The organism is Haloechinothrix halophila YIM 93223 (assembly GCF_000504245.1).
Taxonomy (GTDB): domain Bacteria; phylum Actinomycetota; class Actinomycetes; order Mycobacteriales; family Pseudonocardiaceae; genus Haloechinothrix_A; species Haloechinothrix_A halophila.
Map to the genome: position 1 here is coordinate 4,569,880 of NZ_KI632509.1, position 18,360 is coordinate 4,588,239.

Genomic DNA, 18,360 nt, shown 5'->3' on the forward strand with positions numbered 1-18,360 from the left:
GCGTAAATCAGTTCGCGCCGGGAGCTTCGTGCCGCACGGCAAGCAGTGGCCGGAGTGCCCCGGCCATCGCCACCGCCATCTGGGCGTGACCTTCCCAACCCCAATGCATGCCGTCCGGGTTGCCACGCCCCGACATCACATGTTCGCCAGTGACAGCTGCCTGGTCGACGATCGGCACCCCGGCCCGTTCCGCCCACGTGTTAATCGCGGCGGCCGTGCGGATCCGGCCGGTGTGCACGAAGCCGTACGACGCCGCGCGGTGCTTCGGCGGCACCACACCGACGATCGGCAGGTCGGCGCGCAACGTCCGCAACGCGGTCACCGCCGCGTCCAGGTACCGCACGGTCTGCGCGGTCGGCAGCACCAGCGGACGTCCGCGCAGCGCCACCGACAGCCTCGGCTGCGCGGCCCGATAGGCACCGCGCACCGCCCGGCGCAGCCACTCGGGGCGGAGGTATCGCAGCCCGGTGCGCAGATACGTCGGCAACGGTGACGGCATCGAGTCCATCCCGCCGACTGCGAGCACCACGGCGTCCGCCCGGTGCAGGTCCGCCCACACCCGCGGGTCGCCGATCATCGACCACCAGGCGTCCCGCGCGGTCCAGCCTCGCCCGGCAACCAGGATCGCCTCACCGCCAAGCTCGGCAGCGGCGAGATTCGGCCACAGCCTCGGCTCGTCGGCGGCGTAAGCCTGATCAGGACCGTGGAAACTCAGCGAGTCCCCGAACACCAGCAGCGTGCCCAGCGAGCCGGACTCGACCTCCTGCGGCCCGTGAGCCGCCGGCGTGCCCGATGCGTCGGACCCATGGGCGGTCGCCATCGGACTACCCGGTCATCCCGGCGTTGTAGGCGTGCAACCGCCATCGGCCGTCTGGCCGCGCCAGCTCCACCCAGTGACAGTTGCCGATGCCACCGAGCACCGTCCAGTGCTCGATCGGCAGGTCGAGCAGCCGCGCGCTCAACGCCACGATCAGCCCGCCATGGGCGGCGAGCAGCACGGTGTCCAGGTCTTCTCGCTCCAGGTCCTCGACCACCTCGTACGCCCGATCGGCGACGTCGACGCGCGACTCGCCACCCGGCGGCGCCCACGTGGCGTCCACCCGCCACCGACGTCGATAGCCGGGCCAGCGCTCATCGACCTCGGCGCCGGTCAACCCCTGCCACTGGCCGAGACAGGTTTCGCGCAACCGCTTGTCAACGCGCAGTGGCACCCCCATGCCCTCGGTGAACACCGTGGCGGTGTCGGTGGCCCGCCGTAAATCGGACGCCACAACCAGATCCGGCGCGAACCGAGAGAGCGCGGGCACGGCGAACCGCGCCTGGTTCCAGCCGATCTCGGTCAGCTCGGTGTCGATGTGGCCCTGCATCCGGCCACTGGCGTTATAGGTCGTCTCGCCGTGGCGCCACAGGATGATCCTGCGCACTCCCGGGTCACTCACAGCTCATCGCCGACGTCCGCTGGCCGCAGACCGTCGACCTCCAGCTGCGGACAGTCCTTCCAGAGCCGTTCCAGCCCGTAGAAGGCGCGCTCCTCGTCGTGCTGAACGTGCACCACGACGTCGACGTAGTCCAGCAGCACCCACCGGCCCTCGCGCGCACCTTCGCGGCGCACCGGCTTGTGCCCGGTGGCCAGCAGCTTCTCCTCGACGTTGTCGACGACCGCGCCGACCTGGCGTTCGTTGGGCGCCGATGCGATGACGAAGACGTCGGTGATGACCAACTGGTCTGAGACGTCCAGCAGGACAATGTTGGACGCCTTCTTGTCCGCGGCGGCCCGTGCCGCCGTCTCAGCCAGCTCGCGTGCCTGGCCCGTCGCTGTCACCGTCGCTCGCTCCTTCGCCGTGTCACTTGAGTGCGCTGGTCGAGCGTACCTGCCCGCCCGGCTCACTCCCGGTAGAGCTTGTGTTTGTCGATGTAGCGCACCACACCGTCCGGGGTCAGATACCAGACGGGCTCGCCCTTGCGTACCCGTTCCCGCAGGCCGGTAGACGAGATCGCCATCGCGGTGACCTCGACCAGGCTGACCTTGCCTTCCGGCAGGTGATGGTCGTTGAGGTCATAACCCGGACGGGTGACGCCGATGAAGTGGGCGAAGTCGAACATCTCGTTCACGGCATACCAGGTAAGGATCTGCTCGATCGCGTCGGCACCGGTGATGAAGTACAACTCGTCGTCGGGATAGCGTTCGTGCAGTTCCCGCAATGTGTCGACCGTGTAGGTAGGACCGGGGCGGTCGATGTCGACCCTGCTGACGGTGAACACCGGATTGGACGCGGTCGCGATGACGGTCATGAGGTAGCGATCCTCGGCGTCACTGACCGTCTGGTCCGACTTCTGCCACGGCTGGCCCGTCGGGACGAAAATGACCTCGTCGAGCGAGAACCGCGACTGCACTTCGCTCGCGGCGACGAGGTGTCCGTTGTGGATCGGGTCGAATGTGCCACCCATGACGCCGACCCGTCGATGTGCTGCCATAACGGCCTCGAGCTTACGTCGGCGGTGAGACCGGAGACGACGCGGTGCGCGGATGGGACCCCGAATCCCCTGACAACATCACCCGCGCACCGCGCCGAGCGGTGAACTGGAATCACCGGCAGTATCCGCGCTACCCCGCGAGCACCGATACGCCCAGGAGACTTGCCCGCAGCTGGGTCATGACGCGTATCCGGAGCGTGGCTGTCCGTGATCACGGCCACACTCCCTTGGACGCACCCGCGTGATGGCTGTCGGGGGCATGCGGTAGACGTTGCAGCGTGGATACGAGCTCGCTGCGCACCCGTGCCGACACCGTGCTGCGCGCCCTCGCTGGCCCCGACGCCGTCCTGCGCGACGACCAGTGGCGCGCGATCGAGGCGCTGGTCGCTCAACGACGGCGTGCCCTGGTGGTGCAGCGCACCGGGTGGGGCAAGTCGGCGGTGTACTTCGTGGCCACGGCGCTGCTGCGGGAGCGTGGCGAGGGGCCGACGGTGATCGTGTCGCCACTGCTGGCGCTCATGCGCAACCAGATCGAGGCCGCGCGCCGCGCCGGGATCGCGGCGGTGACGATGAACTCCGCCAACCAACAGGACTGGGATGAGGTGCAGGCGTCGATCGCGGAGGGCACGGTCGACGTTCTGCTGGTGAGTCCGGAGCGACTGAACAACCCGGATTTCCGCGACGCCGTGCTGCCGAAGCTGGCCGCGACGGCGGGGCTGCTGGTCGTCGACGAGGCGCACTGCATCTCCGACTGGGGGCACGACTTTCGCCCGGACTACCGGCGACTCCGAACGCTGATCGCAGACCTGCCGGACGGAGTCCCGGTGCTGGCGACGACAGCGACAGCGAACGATCGCGTCGTGGCGGATGTGGCGGAGCAGGTCGTGCCTGGGGCGGCATCGTCCGGCGGGAGCGCCGACTCGGGTTCGGGAGTCGATGCCAGTGCGGAATCGTCAGGTGCGTTGGTGCTCAGGGGGCCGCTGGATCGGGAGAGCTTGCGGCTCGCCGTCGTCACGCTACCCACGCCTGAGGCGCGGCTGACGTGGCTGGCTGAGCGGCTCGACCAACTGCCCGGCTCGGGCATCATCTACACACTGACCGTCGCCGCCGCGCACGACATCGCCACGTTCCTCCGCGACCGAGGCTTCGCCGTCGCCGCCTATACCGGCAAGACCGACCCAGCCGAACGGTTACAGGCCGAGCAGGAGTTGCTGGACAACGACGTCAAGGCGCTGGTGGCGACATCCGCACTAGGCATGGGGTTCGACAAGCCTGACCTCGGGTTCGTGGTGCACGTCGGGGCGCCGTCGTCGCCGATCGCGTACTACCAGCAGATCGGCCGCGCGGGCCGTGGTGTCCGTCGCGCCGAGGTGATCCTGCTTCCTGGGCAGGAGGACGAAGCGATATGGAAGTACTTCGCCTCGCTGTCGTTCCCGGGCGAAGACCGGGTGACACAGGTGCTCCAGGCGCTTGAGGGGCAGGAGAAGCCGTTGTCCACCGCCGCGTTGGAGCCAATGGTGGAACTGTCGCGCTCGCGGCTTGAACTGGTGCTCAAGGTGCTTGACGTCGATGGCGCGGTGCGCCGGGTCAAGGGCGGCTGGGAATCAACAGGACAGGGCTGGCACTACGACGCGGAACGCTACGAGCGGGTGGCGCGGGCGCGTCGCGCCGAGCAGGCTGCGATCCGAGAGTACATCGAGTTGGACGGCTGCCGGATGGCGTTCCTGCTCCGCCAGCTCGACGACCCGCACGCCGCACCCTGCGGGCGCTGCGACAATTGCACCGGCGAGCGTTGGTCCCCTGAGGTCGACGCCAGTGTCGTGGCGGCGACGGGTGCGCGGCTCGCGCAGCCAGGAGTGGAGATCACGCCCCGGCGGCAATGGCCAACGGGGCTCGGGGCACTGGGCGTGTCGTTGTCTGGGCGGATCAAGGCGGACGAGCGCGCCGAGCCGGGGCGCGCGCTCGGCAGGTTGACCGACATCGGCTGGGGCTCCCGGCTGCGGGAGGTGCTTGGCACGAGCGCGGCGGACGGCCCGGTGCCCGCGTCGATGTTCGACGCTTGTGTGCGAGTGCTGTCCGAGTGGGACTGGGAGCAGCGACCTATAGCCGTCGCCGGAGTGCCGTCCTCGACCCGGCCGACGCTGGTGAACAGCCTGGTCGAGCGACTCGCGACGGTCGGGCGGCTGCGCGATCTCGGATTCGTCGAGCTGCGCGGCGGCGCGGGCAAGCGAGCGAACAGCGCGCTGCGGGTGGCCGACCTGGACGAGCGGATGGCGCTACCTCCTGGGATGGCGGACGCGCTGACGTCGCTGGACGGCCCAGTGCTGCTGGTCGACGACTACACCGACACCGGTTGGACGTTGACCCTCGGCACGCGGCTGCTCCGCTCAGCGGGCGCCCCCGCCGTGCTGCCCTTCACCCTCGCAACGACGAACTGAGCACCCCGGACGCCGTGTCTGACACTCAGGACGTTGTGTCATGCACTCCCGTCTTTGTGTCATGCGCTCAGGACGTTGTGTCATGCGCTCCCGACGAATCGTTGGTCGAGCGGGAACGGGTTTTGATGAGCGCCCATGCGACGAGGCCTGCCGCCACACCGACGAAAGTGCCCGTCACAACGCTGCTTATTGCTGCGAACACGCGGATGATGACGGTCTGAACGTCGGGATCTATGTCGGCCAGGTTGCCACCAAGCATCACTGGATCGTCGCTGTTGATGTTCCACAGGATTTGGTGGCCGACGGCGAGCAGTACGCCGTAGAACACGCCGACCACAAAAAGCGTCAAGATCGGGCGGTGAATCTTGCGGAGAACCGCGATTCCGATCCAAATCAATGGGGGAATGAACACGAAGAGGGCGTTGACGAATGTGCCTTCCTCAATGACGTCCAGATCGTGAAGGACGACGCGTGGCGCAGCGAGGAGCGCTAGCGCGAAAACGGCTGGCAATGGCAGTCCGATTCGGGGCGACCTCACCCAGCTGCCATGAGGCTCGTGCTCAGTCATGACCAGCACGCTAGATCCGACACACCGGTGGGAGACATCCGGGTAGCTCCTGAGATGTCCCTGAGGTGGACGGATCGGCGGCAGCAGCACCCCGGGACTTCATCTCGGTCAGTGGATGGACACGAGCGTCCGAACGTTGAATACGGCGTCGTGAATGTCGGACACAACGCCTGGAACGTCAGACACGACGTCATGGGCGTATGACACAAAGACGGGAGCGCATGACACGGCGTCGTGAATGTCGGACACGGCGTCGGGAGCGCATGACACAACGCCTGGAACGTCGGACACGATGCGGTGGGTCAGGGGGTGAGGGGGACCAGGTCGTCGGCGTGGACGACTTCGCGGCGGAGGTCGGGCGGGATCTGGTGACTGGAGCGGCCGATCAACTCTGGCAGCTCGCCCGCGTCGAAGCCAACGACGCCCCGGGCGACGACCCGTTGCTCGGGATCGACCAGGTCCACGACGTCGCCCGCGACGAAATCACCGTCGATACCGGTCACGCCAGCGGCGAGCAGCGAACGACGTCGCCGCACCACGGCGGAGACCGCACCGTCGTCCAGGTGCAAGCGCCCGGTCGCGCCAGCGGCGTAACCCAGCCAGAACCGGCGTGCCGTCAGTCGTGCTCCGGCGGCGGTGAACGCCGTGCCGACGTCCGCCGCGCCCAGCGCCCGTTCCGCGTCGCCCGAACTCGCCAGCAGCACTGGGATCCCGGCGGCAGCGGCCATCCGCGCGGCGGACAGCTTAGACACCATGCCGCCGGTGCCGAGGCCAGAACTGGACATGCCGATGTCGAGTCCCGCGAGGTCGGCCGCCCCGTCGATCTCAGTGATCTTGCGAGTCGCGCCGTGGCGGGGGTCGCCGTCATAGAGAGCGTCCACATCGGATAGCAACACGAGAGCGTCCGCGCCGATGAGGTGCGCCACCAACGCGGCGAGCCGGTCGTTGTCGCCGAACCGGATCTCCTCGGTGGCGACGGTGTCGTTCTCGTTGACCACGGGGACCGCGCCCAGCGCCAGCAGCCGGGAGAAGGTTCGCTGCGCGTTGCGGTAGTGCGCGCGACGCACGACGTCGTCCGAGGTCAGCAGCACCTGGCCCACGGTGAGCGCGTACCGGCCGAACGACTCGGCATACGCGTGCGCGAGCGCGAGTTGGCCGACGCTCGCCGCTGCCTGCTGGGTCGCCAGGTCGCGGGGCCGCACCGGCAACGCCAGCGGTGAGATGCCGGCGCCGATCGCGCCGGACGACACCAGCACCACCTGCACGCCCTGCTTGACCCGACTAGCGAGGGCGTCGACGAGCCCATCCAGCTTCGTACGGTCAAGGCCGTCCGCCGCGGTCGTCAGCGCCGAGGAACCGACTTTGACGACGAGCCGATCCGCCCCGACGACTGCCGCCCGGGAGGCCGACACGGTCACGACGACTCCTCGTCCGAATCGTCCGGATCATCGGAAAGGTCGTGAGTGCCGGATCGGTCGGCGGAACCGCCGGACGAGCCGCCAGCAGGCTCCTCCTCCGGCATGCCGTCCCGCCGCAGCTGCCGCGCCCGCTTACGCTCGGCCGCGCCCACCCGAGTGCTCTGCTCCAGCCGGGCGTCGGTGCCGCGTCCGGTCATCTGCACCGCGACGCCAGCAGGCGTCGACGGCTCCCAGTCGAACGTCACCCCGGCGATGGTGACCGGGCTGCCCGGCTTCGCACCGGCCTTAGCCAGCGCATCCTCCACGCCGAGCCGCGCCAGCCGGTCCGCTAGGTAACCGACGGCCTCGTCGTTGTCGAAGTTCGTCTGCGAGATCCAGCGCTCCGGACGCTCCCCGCGCACGATGAAGGCTTCCGGGTCCTCGGGGTCGGCCTCGATGGTGAACCCGGTGTCGTTGACCGCGGCAGGCCGCAGCACGATGCGCTTCGCCTGCTGTGGGGGCTGCGACGCCCGGTGCTCGGCGACGACCTCGCCCAGCGCGAACGTCAACTCACGCAGTCCCTGATGAGTCGCGGTGGACACCTCGAACACCCGCAGCCCGCGCGCCTCCAGCTCCAGTCGCACCAACTCAGCCAGCTCGGCGGCCTCCGGGACGTCCATCTTGTTCAGCACGATCACCCGAGGCCGTTTGGCCAGCTCATCGCCGAGGCTCGGTGTGTAGCGCGCCAGCTCGTCCTCCAGCGCGTCGACGTCAGAGAGCGGGTCGCGTCCCGGCTCGTAGGTGGCGCAGTCGACGACGTGAACCAGCACCGCGCAGCGGTCGATGTGGCGCAGGAAGTCGAGTCCGAGTCCCTTGCCCTCGCTCGCGCCGGGGATCAGGCCCGGCACGTCGGCCATGGTGAACGACGTCTCCCCCGCCGTCACCACACCGAGGTTGGGCACCAGCGTGGTGAACGGATAATCCGCGATCTTGGGCTTGGCCGCCGACAGCACCGAGATCAGCGACGACTTCCCAGCAGAGGGAAACCCAACGAGGCCGACGTCGGCGACCGAGCGCAGCTCAAGCACCAGGTCGTGCGCCTCGCCCTCCTCACCGAGCAGCGCGAAACCGGGGGCCTTGCGCGCCTTGGACGCCAGCGCGGCGTTGCCGAGACCGCCCCGGCCGCCCCTGGCTGCGACAAACGTCGTGCCAGGCCCGACGAGGTCGGCGAGCACCTCGCCGTCCTTGCTGAGCAAGACCGTGCCGTCCGGCACCTTCAGCTCGAGCGGCTCGCCAACGGCACCAGCCCGGTTGCTGCCCTGGCCGTGCTTACCGTTCGCCGCGCGGGCGTGCGGGCGGAAGTGGAAGTCGAGCAATGTGTGCACGTTGGGGTCGACGACGAGCAAGACATCGCCGCCGTTGCCACCGTTGCCACCGTCGGGACCGCCGAGCGGCTTGAACTTCTCGCGATGCACCGAGGCACAGCCGTTCCCGCCGTTGCCCGCGGCGATATGAATCACCGCACGATCAACGAACCGAGACATCTCGACGTCCTCCTGCTAGGCGTGCGCTACATACACAAAACGAGGGGCGGAGCCGGAATCGCTCCCGGCCCCGCCCCTCGCGTGGACTTCTGTGGCGGAAACCCGGTCAGGCTTCCACCGGGACGATGTTGACGGTCTTCTTGCCGCGCTTCTCGCCGAAGTGGACCGCGCCGGACTCCAGCGCGAACAGCGTGTCGTCACCGCCACGGCCGACGTTCACGCCGGGGTGGAACCGGGTGCCACGCTGGCGGATCAGAATCTCGCCCGCGTTCACTTCCTGGCCGCCGAACCGCTTGACACCAAGCCGCTTGGCATTGGAGTCACGACCGTTGCGAGAGCTCGATGCGCCCTTCTTGTGTGCCATGCCTGGTCAGCTCCTTATGCCTTGATCCCGGTGACCTCGACGCGGGTCAGCTGCTGCCGGTGACCCTGCCGCTTGTGGTAGCCGGTCTTGTTCTTGAACTTGTGGATCCGAATCTTCGGACCCTTGGTCTGCTCGACGACCTTGCCGGTCACCGCTACCTTCGCGAGGCTGTCGGCGTCGGCCGTGACCTTGCCGTCGTCAACGAGGAGGACCGCGGGGAAGGTGTGCTCGGTACCCGGCTCGCCCTCGAGCTTCTCAACCTCGACGACGTCGCCGACAGCAACCTTGTATTGCTTGCCGCCGGTCTTGACGATCGCATACGCCGACACGGATGCTCCTGCTACTCGATAGTGGGTGGGTTCTCGTGCGCCGTCCGGACGATGTGTTCGGAGGCACACGGTAAGGCCGCATTACCTGCGGGCCGACCTATAGGTTACGTTGCCGCCGAAACGGCGATCACACCGGGGGTCACGTCGGCTCCTCCTGTTCGGTAGCCGAGCCTGGCGCGGACGCGCCGACCGGCGGCCCAGCGGGTCGCGACGCGGCACGCCGCGCGCGGGTCCGCACTGTCCGCACAGCGGGCGCGGGCACGTCCGGGGTGGCCGTGTCGTCGCGCGCGACGTCGGACGCCGCGGTAGTCGCCGGCGCCGAGGTCGTCACCGAGGGCATTGGGGGCGCTGGCTCGGACTCGCGCGGCGCCGCGGCCCCGGCGGGCCGGGTGACGCGCGACCGTGCGGTCGACCTCACCGGCTTCGCCTGCGACTCCGTGGCTTGTCCGGTGTTCTCCTGCGCCTCAGCGCTCGCTGGGCTCTCCGGTGCGCTCGGGGCCGGCGCGGGCCGCGGCGTGGCTGGCTCCTCGGCGGTGGGCGCGGCGGATTCCTGCGGCTCCGCTGGCTTCACGGGCGCACCAATCCTGCCGGTCGCCGCTGGCTTCTCCTGCGCTGGCTGCTCGGAAGTCTCCGCGTCGGCGGACTTCGACGGCCCGCCGATCTTGCCCGTGACACCCGGCGAGACAGCACCCGAGACGGCGCCCGACGCCGGGGTTGGCTCCGCGCTGGCGGCAGCGGCGGCGTCCTTGCCAGCCTCGGTGGCGGTGCCGGCCTTGCCGACGCGCTTGCCTGCCGCCTTGCCCGTGTCCTTGGCCGCCTCGCCGGTGTCCTTGACGTCCTTGCCGGAAGCGGCATCAGCCGCCTTGCCGGTGTCCTTGGCAGCGGCGCTTTCAGCACCGGTGTCCTTGCTCGCGGCGGCCTTGGAGGCGTTCGCCATCGCCGCGACGGCGCTGGCGACGGTCTCCCGCTGTTCCGGCGTCTGATCCGGCACCTTGGGCACCGAGTCGTCACCCTTGCCCTTGCCGCGCTTGCGGCCCTGCTGACCGCTGTCGGAGCCGCCCTGACGCGGCTCGGACGTCACGATGACGCCCCTGCCCTTGCAGTGTTCGCACTGCGTCGAGTACGCCTCGAGTAGCCCGGTACCGATCCGCTTCCGGGTCATCTGCACCAACCCGAGCGAGGTCACCTCCGCGACCTGGTGCCGTGTCCGGTCGCGCGAGAGGCACTCGGTAAGCCTGCGAAGCACCAGGTCGCGGTTCGACTCGAGCACCATGTCGATGAAGTCGATCACGATGATGCCACCGATGTCGCGCAACCGGAGTTGCCGCACGATCTCCTCAGCCGACTCCAGGTTGTTGCGGGTCACCGTCTCTTCGAGATTGCCGCCAGATCCGGTGAACTTCCCGGTGTTGACGTCGATGACAGTCATCGCCTCGGTGCGGTCGATGACCAGGTATCCACCGGACGGCAGCCAGACCTTGCGGTCCAGCGCCTTGGTGATCTGCTCGTCGATGCGGAAGTCGGCGAAGACGTCACCGTTGCCGGTGTAACGCTGCAGCCGGTCGGACAGGTCAGGAGCGACGTTCTCCACGTAGGAGTTGATCGTCTCCCAGGCAACGGAGCCCTGCACCACCAGCTTGGTGAAGTCCTCGGTGAACAGGTCGCGAACGACCTTGACCAGCAGGTCCGGCTCCTCGTACAGCAGCGCGGGGGCCTTCTTGTTCTTGCCAGACTTACCGTTGCCGCCAGTGCCCTTGTCCGTCTTCTCCTTGATCGTCTCCCACTGCGACTGCAGCCTGCGAACGTCGCGCTCCAGCTCGTCGGCGCTGATGCCTTCCGATGCCGTCCTGATGATCACACCAGCATCCTCGGGGACGATCTGCTTGAGGATGTCCTTGAGCCTGCGGCGCTCGTTCTCCGGCAGCTTGCGCGAGATGCCGGTGGCGCCACCGCCCGGCACGTACACCAGGAAGCGACCGGGCAGCGAGATCTGCGTGGTCAGCCGCGCACCCTTGTGGCCGACCGGGTCCTTGGTGACCTGCACCAGCACCGGGTCGCCCGTGGACAGCGCCTGCTCGATCTTGCGGGACTTGCCTTCGAGACCGGCCGCGTCCCAGTCGACCTCTCCCGCGTACAGCACCGCGTTGCGGCCCTTGCCGATGTCGACGAACGCCGCCTCCATGCTGGGCAGCACGTTCTGCACCCGGCCGAGGTAGACGTTGCCGACGATGGAGCCGCTGCCGGACGAGGTCACGAAGTGCTCGACGAGGACGCCGTCCTCCAGCACACCGATCTGCGTGGTGCGATCCGCCGCGCTGCTGCTCTCCCGGACGATCATGGTGCGGTCGACGGACTCGCGCCGCGCGAGGAACTCCGCCTCGGACAGAATTGGCGCGCGCCGTCTACCCGCCTCTCGACCGTCCCTGCGGCGCTGCCGCTTGGCCTCGAGCCGCGTCGAGCCGCGAACGCTGCGCACCTGATCACGGGACGACGTCTCAGCCCGCGCCCCGTCCCTGACGTGCACGACGGTGTCTGGCGGGTCGTCACCCGTGGCGTTTTCGTCCCCAGAGCCACCCTTCCTGCGGCGACGGCGGCGACGCCTGCGGGACGCGCTGTCGCCCTGGTCGTCACCGGAGTCCGGCTCGCCCTGGTCGTCCTTCTGCTTCGCGTCGGTGTCCGCGCCGGACTCCGCTTGCTCGCCGGAGTCCTTGCCGCCCTGCTGAGTGTCGGTGTCCTTCTGCTCGTCGCCGCCCTTGCCACGGCCCCGGCCGCGCCTGCCGCGACGGCGACGGCGACGGGGGCCGCCGTCCTCCTCGCCATCGGTGTCGCTACCGGAGTCCTCACCGGAGTCGTCCGTGCTCTCGGCGGGCTCGCTCGCCGTCTTGGTGTCGCCGCTGGCCTCCGTCGTGGTGGTCGTCGCGGCGGCGGTGTCCGCGGTGGAGGCCTTGCTTGGCTCCGGCGGCAGGAACACCGGCGTCGGCGGCGCGAACATGGGCGCGGTTGGCTGGCCAGCTGGTTCGGCACTAGTCGGCGCCTCCGGCTGCGGCGCATGCGACATCAACGGGTGCGATGGCCCCTGCGGCGCCTGCTCACCGCTGGCGGCCGCGCTCGAGGCCTCGGCGCCCGCAGCCGCCTCGGAGCTCGCGGACGCATCGGCAGCAGGAGCACCCGTACCGCTCGCGCCCTGCACTCCATGGTGCTCGGCGACCTTGATCGCCACGTCCCGCGACACGCTGGACTGCGCGCTACGAGCCGTTTCGCCCAGCGCGTGCAGCGTGGCCAGCATGTCCTTGCTCGTCGTGCCCATGAGCTTCGCCAGGGCGTGCACCCTGATCCTGGGCGGCAGTGACGCCAGCTCCTCTGTCGCGGGTGTGGCGGCGTTCCCGCCGCTCTGGTCGGCGGGTGTTTCCGCGTGTGACATACATCTCCTCCGCCCCCGGGCGCGTTCCGAACGCCGCCAGCACCACTCGTGCTGCGAACATCGGAACGCGGCCGCGCAGGGGCCCTTTCTGTTGTGTGCCGCCTCTGGCTAGCGCCACAGGCGGGAATCCTGTGTGTTGCACCATCGTGTGTGTCAGGCGTTCTGACACCCAGATGGCCGGGTCTGCAGCAACCTGCCACGAAGAGCGACGGCGCACTGGCCGTCGTCGTCGAGCCGATCTTCCGGCGACGACGCGCCTCCCTCTGGACGTGGTCGCTCAGCCTCGGCACCGGAGCCTGCTGCCTTCACTGGCAGGGCCTGCCGCCACCGTGACCAATCTCAGTATCCCATATCGACCCGTCATCGTGTGCCGGTCGGTACCCGCGAGGGTCGCCCGTCGCACGAACGTGCACCATTACCTGCCTGGTTACCACCGGCAGGAACACGCAGTGCCGGAAAAATCCCACCGAGAGATGACCCACCTAGGTCATCTTCGTGTCGTCACTTGTCGCAGTGGCCCACCACTAGCTACCGTGCGCAGCTATGACCCTGTTGAGGTCGGGTGTGCGCGCACTACGCAGGGTGGTCATCGCCGCCGGTGCCGCACTGCTGGCTTTGGCGCTGTTCACGCCGCCCGCGTCGAGCGTGATCCCGGAACCGGCCGCCACCTGCGCGGCCGAGCCAACCGGCGATCCGCTGCGCTACATCGTCGTGTTCGACGAGGGCACGTCTCCGCGGCAAGCCAGAAGCGAGATCAACAGGGCCTGCGGCACGCAGACCGAGTACTACCCGCAGATCGCGGTCGCCGTCGCCACCTCAGCCGAACCGGAGTTCCGTCAGCGCATCGGCCCCGATAAAGCGTTCAGCGCCCAGGCAGCGCGCCGCGCGCACACCGGCGGGGGCGGACACCAACAACAGCGACTCACCAGGGAGCGCCGGGCGACCACGGACCGCACCGGTGAGCAGTGGGACATGCGGATGATCAACGCCCACCAGGCGCGCGAAGCGGGCGTGCGTGGCGATGACGACGTCGTGGTCGGCGTGCTCGACTCCGGTATCGATGCCAAGCATCCCGACCTCGCCGACGCCGTCGACCCAAACCTGTCAGCGGACTGCCTCACCGGCACCCCGGACACCCGACAGCGCGCGTGGCGGCCAACAGCGTCGCCGCACGGCACACACGTCGCGGGCGTCATCGCGGCGGCCGACGACGGCATCGGCATCACCGGCGTCGCCCCGGAGACCAGGCTCGCCGCGATCAAGGTGATCGGCGAGCAGGGCTATGCCGACCCGGAGTCCGCGGTGTGCGGGTACATGTGGGCGGCCCGTCACGACATGCCGATCACCAATTCGAGTTATTTCATTGACCCGTGGTCGCTATCCTGCGCGAGCCGGGATGGCCTCGACGTCGTCCGCGAAGCCATCGGCAGGGCGGTCGACTACGCCGCAGACCAAGGCACCATCCACGTCGCGGCGGCAACCAACGACGCCGCCGACCTCACCCCGGTCACCATCGGCGCCGAGACCGGCTGCGAGGCGCTGCCCGCCAGCCTGCCCTCGGTGATCACGGTATCGGCGACCGACAAGGATCGCCTCAAGTCCGGCTACAGCTCCTACGGCCTCGGCGTGATCTCGGTGGCCGCGCCCGGCGGCGGTGGCGACCGGTGCGTGCTGTCCACTGTGCCGAATGGCTACCGGACGATGTGCGGGACGTCCATGGCGGCCCCGCACGTTTCCGGTGTGCTGGCGCTGCTCGCGGCCGAGCACCCGAACGCGACCCCCGAACGGCTGCGGCAGCGGCTCACCGCGAACACCCAGCAACTGCCCTGCCCCGATGACTACGACCTGGCAGAAGATGGCACCCAGGACGCCTACTGCACCGGCTACCGGGCATACAACGGCTTCTACGGTCACGGCATGGTCGACGCGCTGGCCGCCGTCGACCACTCGGCGGTCTCGCGGAACTGAGGCTAGCCGAGCAACAGCGCGCCGATTCGCCGCGACGTCGCCACGACCCCGACGGCGGCCAGCGCGGCAAGCACACCGACGTGGCCGATCATGCTGACGTCGAGCACGCCAGCCGCGAGTCCGCGCATCAGCTCGACACCGTGGTACAGCGGTGACACCTGCACCAGCCACTGCACCGAGTCCGGGTAGACCGACACCGGGTAGAAGGTGGCCGAGAACAGGAACAGCGGCATCACCACGAGCCGGATGTAGTCGAACTGCGATGGCGAGCGCAGGAACGTCGACAGCGCCATACCCACCGAGGCGAACGCGAACGACACCAGCAACGCGGCGGGCACCAGCAGCACGGCGAACGGCGAGCCGACCAACCCCATCGTCGCCATCACCAGGACGAACGCCACCGAGTACACCCCGCCTCGGATAACCGCCCAGGTGATCTCGCCGAGCGCGATGTCGAACGGCCCAAGCGGGGTCGCCAGCATCGCGTCGTAGACCTTGGCGTAACGCAGCTTGAAGAACACCGGAAACGTCGTCTCGAAGATCGCGCCGTTCATGGCGGACGCCGCGAGCAACGCGGGCGCGACGAACGCGACGTAGTCCACCAGCTGCCCGCCCGGCCCCGCGACCTGGCCGACCAGTGCGCCGAAGCCGATCTGGAAGGCCAGCAGGTACACCACCGGCTCGGCGAACCCGGACACCATGATGACCCACGTCCGCGAATGCACCCGCATCGAGCGTTCCACGACCGAACCCGGCCCCCTGGTGTAGCGCCCGAACGGCAGGATGCGCAGGGCGAGACCCGGCATGCGCTCCGTCGACCTGTCCATCGTGCGCATGTCAGACCACCAGCCTGCGGTAGAACAGCTTCTTGGCGAGCAACACGCCCCCTGCCAGCAGGGCGAGCAGGAACCCACCGTGTCCGGCGACGGCGAGCGGATCGGCTCCGCCGAGCGCGACCGCGCGGGCGATCTCGTTGCCGTGCCACAGCGGGGAGATCCAGGTCAGCCAGCGCAGCTCGATCGGGATCTGTTCGATCGGGAAGAACGTCGCGGAGAACAGCATCATCGGCACCATGACGAATCGGAACATCACAACGAATCGACGCCCCTCGTCGTAGGTGGCGGCGGCCAGTGCCATCACCGGCGCCGCACACGCCAAGCCGGTAATCACCCCGACGCCGACCACAAGCACCGCGCCTGGGCGCAACCATGCCCCGAAGGTCAGCGCGACCAGGCCGTAGATGACACCGGACAGCGTCAGCCGGATGGCGAGCCACATGAGCTGCCCGCCGAGCAGCTGACCAGGCGTGATCGGGGTGGCGGTAACGGCGATGTAGTCCTTCTGCCACTTGAACCCGGACAGCACCGGGAAGCTGGACTCCCCCATCCCGCTCATCGTCGCGCCCGCGACCAGCAGCGCGGGCGCGACGTAGTGCAGGTACTCGTGCCCACCGGTCGCCGCGCCCGCTTCGACCTGCGAGCCGAAGCCGAGGCCCATCGCGGCGAGGAACAACAGCGGCTCGATGCCCGACGAGTAGAGGCTGGAACGCCAGTAGCGCCGGTACCAGGCCCAATGGCCTTCGACGCGCAGCCACATCGCCCGCCACGTTGGCACGACGGTGCCGGTCGAGCGCCGCACCGGCGGCACGGTCGGCGTCGGTTCGGGACGCGGATCAGTCGACAAGGCTGCGTCCCGTGAGTCGCAGGAAGACGTCCTCCAGCGTGCTACGCCGGATCAGCGTCGAGACTGGGCGCACCCCGCGCGCGTGGACCGCCTCCAGGGTGGCCTCGCCGTCGTCGGCGTAGAGCAGCAGCCGGTCAGGCAGTACCTCGTGCCGACCGGCGAGGTCGGCGACGCGGGAGAGCTGCCCGTCTTGCTCGCCCGGCGGGAAGCGGAGCTCCAGCACCTCGCGGGTGGAGAACCGCCGAATCAGTTCGGACGGCGAACCCTCCGCCACGATCTGTCCGCCGTCCATGACGACGAGGCGGTCGCAGAGCTGCTCGGCCTCGTGCATGTCGTGGGTGGTGATGATCTGCGTGACGCCCTGCTGTTTGAGCTGGTAGAGCCTGCCCCACAGCAAGTGCCGAGCCTGCGGGTCGAGCCCGGTGGTCGGCTCGTCGAGCAGCAGCAGTTCGGGGTCGTTGACCATGGACCGGGCGATCGTCAGCCGCCGTTTCATGCCGCCGGACAGCGGCTCGACCTGGTCGTCCGCGCGGTCGGACAGCTCGGCGAACTCCATCAGCTCGACCGCCTTGGCCCGCACCCGCGCCCGGGAAAGTCCGAAGTAGCGGCCATAGACCTGCAGGTTCTGCCGGACGGTGAGCTCGACGTCGAGGTTGTCCAGCTGCGGCACGACGCCGATACGCGCCCTGATCCGGGGGCCGTCGGTCTCCGGGTCCATGCTGAGCACCCGCAGTTCGCCGTCCGAGCGCGGCGACACGCAGGCGATCATCCGCATGGTGGACGATTTACCAGCGCCGTTCGGCCCAAGGAACCCGAATGACTCTCCCCGCCGGACCTCGACGTCGATCCCCGCGACCGCTGCGACGCCGCCGAACCGTTTGACCAGCGCCTTGCCGGACACCATCAGGTGCGGTTCGCGCTCGTCGTCCTCCCCGTCTCTCGCCATACGCCCACCCTGCACTCTCGAGTTCGCTGGAGGTCAACCGCGACGGGGTATGTCCCGGCTGACGCCCTTTGCTCGAGCCTACGAGCGGGCACCGACAGGGAGCGAACGGATTCTTGCCATCGTGGGGTGTGACATGGCGGGCGCTGAGTGCGGTGAATGACGCTTCGCCGCACTCAGCGCGGGGAAAGCGTCATTCACCGCGAACCAGGGCCGAAGCCGTGGCCCGGACGACAGACCGGGACCACGGCGGAAAGCTCAGCCCAGCTCGGGGAACCAGAGCTTGATCTCGCGCTCGGCCGACTCCGGGGAGTCCGAACCGTGCACGATGTTGTTCTGCACCTCAAGGGCGTAGTCACCCCGGATGCTGCCGGTCGCCGACTTGATCGGGTCGGTGGCACCGGCGAGCTGGCGAAAGCCCTCGATCGCGCGCGGGCCCTCGACGACCGCCGCGACCAGCGGGCCGGAGGTGATGAACTCGAGCAGGTCGCCGAAGAACGGCTTGTCCTTGTGCTCGGCGTAGTGCTCCTCGGCGAGTTCGTTGGCAACGGTGCGCAGTTCGAGCGCGACCAGCGAGAGGCCCTTGTTCTCGATCCGCGAGATGACCTCACCGATGAGGCCCTTGCTGACACCGTCCGGCTTCACCAAGACGAGCGTGCGCTCACTCACGACTATCCATTCCCCTTCGGTTCGCACCGCGCCAACGCGAGCGTCAGCAGCGGGTTTTCAGTCCGGATTACCCGCGCAGCTTACGACGCGCGCCACAGCGCATCCGCCCGCAGGGGTCGGCAACGCCGTCAAGACGTCTGCTGGCTGGGCAACGTGCCCGCCGCCATCCGCTTGGCGACGTCGTGGCGGAGCCAGAAAAGATACAGCCATACCCCGAGGAACAACACCCCGATGATGCCGATGGCAACCAGCGTGACGACGAAACCGATCAGCACGAGCTGGAGAACGAGAATCACCGGGCGGATCCAGGCGAATCGAAGCAGGCCGCACGCGGCAAGGTGCGCCACGGCGACCGCGATGGTCAGCCAGCCTTCCGCGCTGGTCACCCCGCCACCAAGCTGGGCAACAACCGGCAGCGCCAGCCCGAGCGTGATCGCCTCCATGATCAACGCACCGGCCATGATGCCCCGGAAGGACTTCATCGGGTCCTTCGGCGGCGGCGCCGACCCGTCGGCGTCCGACCCAGCCTCGGCGCCGTGCTCGGCACCCTTCTCCGGCTGA

The 18,360-nt window shown here is 68.8% G+C and carries 17 protein-coding genes; 2 read left to right on the forward strand and 15 right to left on the reverse strand.

Annotated elements, in window-relative coordinates; translation table 11 throughout:
* Positions 1-7: 7 nt before the first annotated feature.
* The 4 genes from octT to nadD all read right to left on the reverse strand — a co-directional run bounded on the left by octT (position 8) and on the right by nadD (position 2,475).
* Positions 8-745: a diglucosylglycerate octanoyltransferase gene (octT, locus tag AMYHA_RS20800; RefSeq protein WP_034278214.1), complete on the reverse strand. Its 738-nt coding sequence runs from the start codon at positions 743-745 to the stop codon at positions 8-10.
* A gap of 79 nt (positions 746-824) precedes the next feature.
* Positions 825-1,439 carry a histidine phosphatase family protein gene (locus AMYHA_RS20805; protein ID WP_231104846.1) on the reverse strand — a complete coding sequence of 205 codons (615 nt, stop codon included), beginning with the start codon at positions 1,437-1,439 and terminating at the stop codon, positions 825-827.
* Positions 1,436-1,822, reverse strand: coding sequence for a ribosome silencing factor (rsfS, locus tag AMYHA_RS20810; protein WP_034273751.1), 387 nt, complete (start codon positions 1,820-1,822; stop codon positions 1,436-1,438). Before rsfS ends, AMYHA_RS20805 begins: the two co-directional genes overlap by 4 nt.
* Before the next feature lie 62 nt (positions 1,823-1,884).
* Positions 1,885-2,475 (reverse strand): nicotinate-nucleotide adenylyltransferase, encoded by a 591-nt coding sequence (gene nadD, locus AMYHA_RS20815; RefSeq protein WP_084037404.1) that lies wholly within the window; start codon positions 2,473-2,475, stop codon positions 1,885-1,887.
* Positions 2,476-2,753: 278 nt separating this feature from the next.
* Here nadD and AMYHA_RS20820 point away from each other — a divergent pair, with 278 nt between their 5' ends.
* Positions 2,754-4,913, forward strand: coding sequence for a RecQ family ATP-dependent DNA helicase (locus AMYHA_RS20820; protein ID WP_034273754.1), 2,160 nt, complete (start codon positions 2,754-2,756; stop codon positions 4,911-4,913).
* Positions 4,914-4,980: 67 nt separating this feature from the next.
* On the opposite strand, the gene AMYHA_RS20825 is transcribed toward AMYHA_RS20820, so the two are convergent.
* The 6 genes from AMYHA_RS20825 to AMYHA_RS20850 all read right to left on the reverse strand — a co-directional run bounded on the left by AMYHA_RS20825 (position 4,981) and on the right by AMYHA_RS20850 (position 12,536).
* Positions 4,981-5,481: a hypothetical protein gene (locus AMYHA_RS20825; RefSeq protein WP_051400473.1), complete on the reverse strand. Its 501-nt coding sequence runs from the start codon at positions 5,479-5,481 to the stop codon at positions 4,981-4,983.
* A 302-nt stretch (positions 5,482-5,783) separates the two neighbouring features.
* Entirely contained in the window at positions 5,784-6,893 is a 1,110-nt protein-coding gene (gene proB / locus AMYHA_RS20830; RefSeq protein WP_034278220.1) for a glutamate 5-kinase, read from the reverse strand.
* Between the two features lie 2 nt (positions 6,894-6,895).
* The gene (obgE, locus tag AMYHA_RS20835; protein ID WP_084037405.1) at positions 6,896-8,422 is read right to left on the reverse strand and encodes a GTPase ObgE; all 1,527 of its coding nucleotides are present in this window, start codon (positions 8,420-8,422) and stop codon (positions 6,896-6,898) included.
* A gap of 106 nt (positions 8,423-8,528) precedes the next feature.
* A complete protein-coding gene (gene rpmA, locus AMYHA_RS20840; RefSeq protein WP_034273755.1) occupies positions 8,529-8,786 on the reverse strand; it encodes a 50S ribosomal protein L27 in 258 nt (85 codons plus the stop codon).
* 14 nt (positions 8,787-8,800) lie between these two features.
* Entirely contained in the window at positions 8,801-9,115 is a 315-nt protein-coding gene (gene rplU / locus AMYHA_RS20845) for a 50S ribosomal protein L21 (protein ID WP_034273757.1), read from the reverse strand.
* 139 nt (positions 9,116-9,254) lie between these two features.
* Positions 9,255-12,536 (reverse strand): translation initiation factor IF-2 N-terminal domain-containing protein, encoded by a 3,282-nt coding sequence (locus AMYHA_RS20850; RefSeq protein ID WP_034273759.1) that lies wholly within the window; start codon positions 12,534-12,536, stop codon positions 9,255-9,257.
* 543 nt (positions 12,537-13,079) lie between these two features.
* Here AMYHA_RS20850 and AMYHA_RS20855 point away from each other — a divergent pair.
* Positions 13,080-14,504, forward strand: a complete 1,425-nt coding sequence (locus AMYHA_RS20855; protein ID WP_084037406.1) for a S8 family peptidase — start codon at positions 13,080-13,082, stop codon at positions 14,502-14,504.
* 2 nt (positions 14,505-14,506) lie between these two features.
* Here the strand turns inward: AMYHA_RS20855 and AMYHA_RS20860 are convergent, their stop codons facing one another.
* The 5 genes from AMYHA_RS20860 to AMYHA_RS20880 form a co-directional block, all read right to left on the reverse strand.
* Positions 14,507-15,340 (reverse strand): ABC transporter permease, encoded by an 834-nt coding sequence (locus AMYHA_RS20860; RefSeq protein ID WP_051400139.1) that lies wholly within the window; start codon positions 15,338-15,340, stop codon positions 14,507-14,509.
* Between the two features lies 1 nt (position 15,341).
* Positions 15,342-16,100, reverse strand: coding sequence for an ABC transporter permease (locus tag AMYHA_RS20865; RefSeq protein WP_084037648.1), 759 nt, complete (start codon positions 16,098-16,100; stop codon positions 15,342-15,344).
* A 76-nt stretch (positions 16,101-16,176) separates the two neighbouring features.
* Positions 16,177-17,133, reverse strand: coding sequence for an ABC transporter ATP-binding protein (locus AMYHA_RS20870; protein WP_034273763.1), 957 nt, complete (start codon positions 17,131-17,133; stop codon positions 16,177-16,179).
* 255 nt (positions 17,134-17,388) lie between these two features.
* The gene (ndk, locus tag AMYHA_RS20875; protein ID WP_034273765.1) at positions 17,389-17,799 is read right to left on the reverse strand and encodes a nucleoside-diphosphate kinase; all 411 of its coding nucleotides are present in this window, start codon (positions 17,797-17,799) and stop codon (positions 17,389-17,391) included.
* A gap of 128 nt (positions 17,800-17,927) precedes the next feature.
* Positions 17,928-18,281, reverse strand: coding sequence for a DUF4233 domain-containing protein (locus tag AMYHA_RS20880; protein ID WP_051400475.1), 354 nt, complete (start codon positions 18,279-18,281; stop codon positions 17,928-17,930).
* Positions 18,282-18,360: the final 79 nt, after the last annotated feature.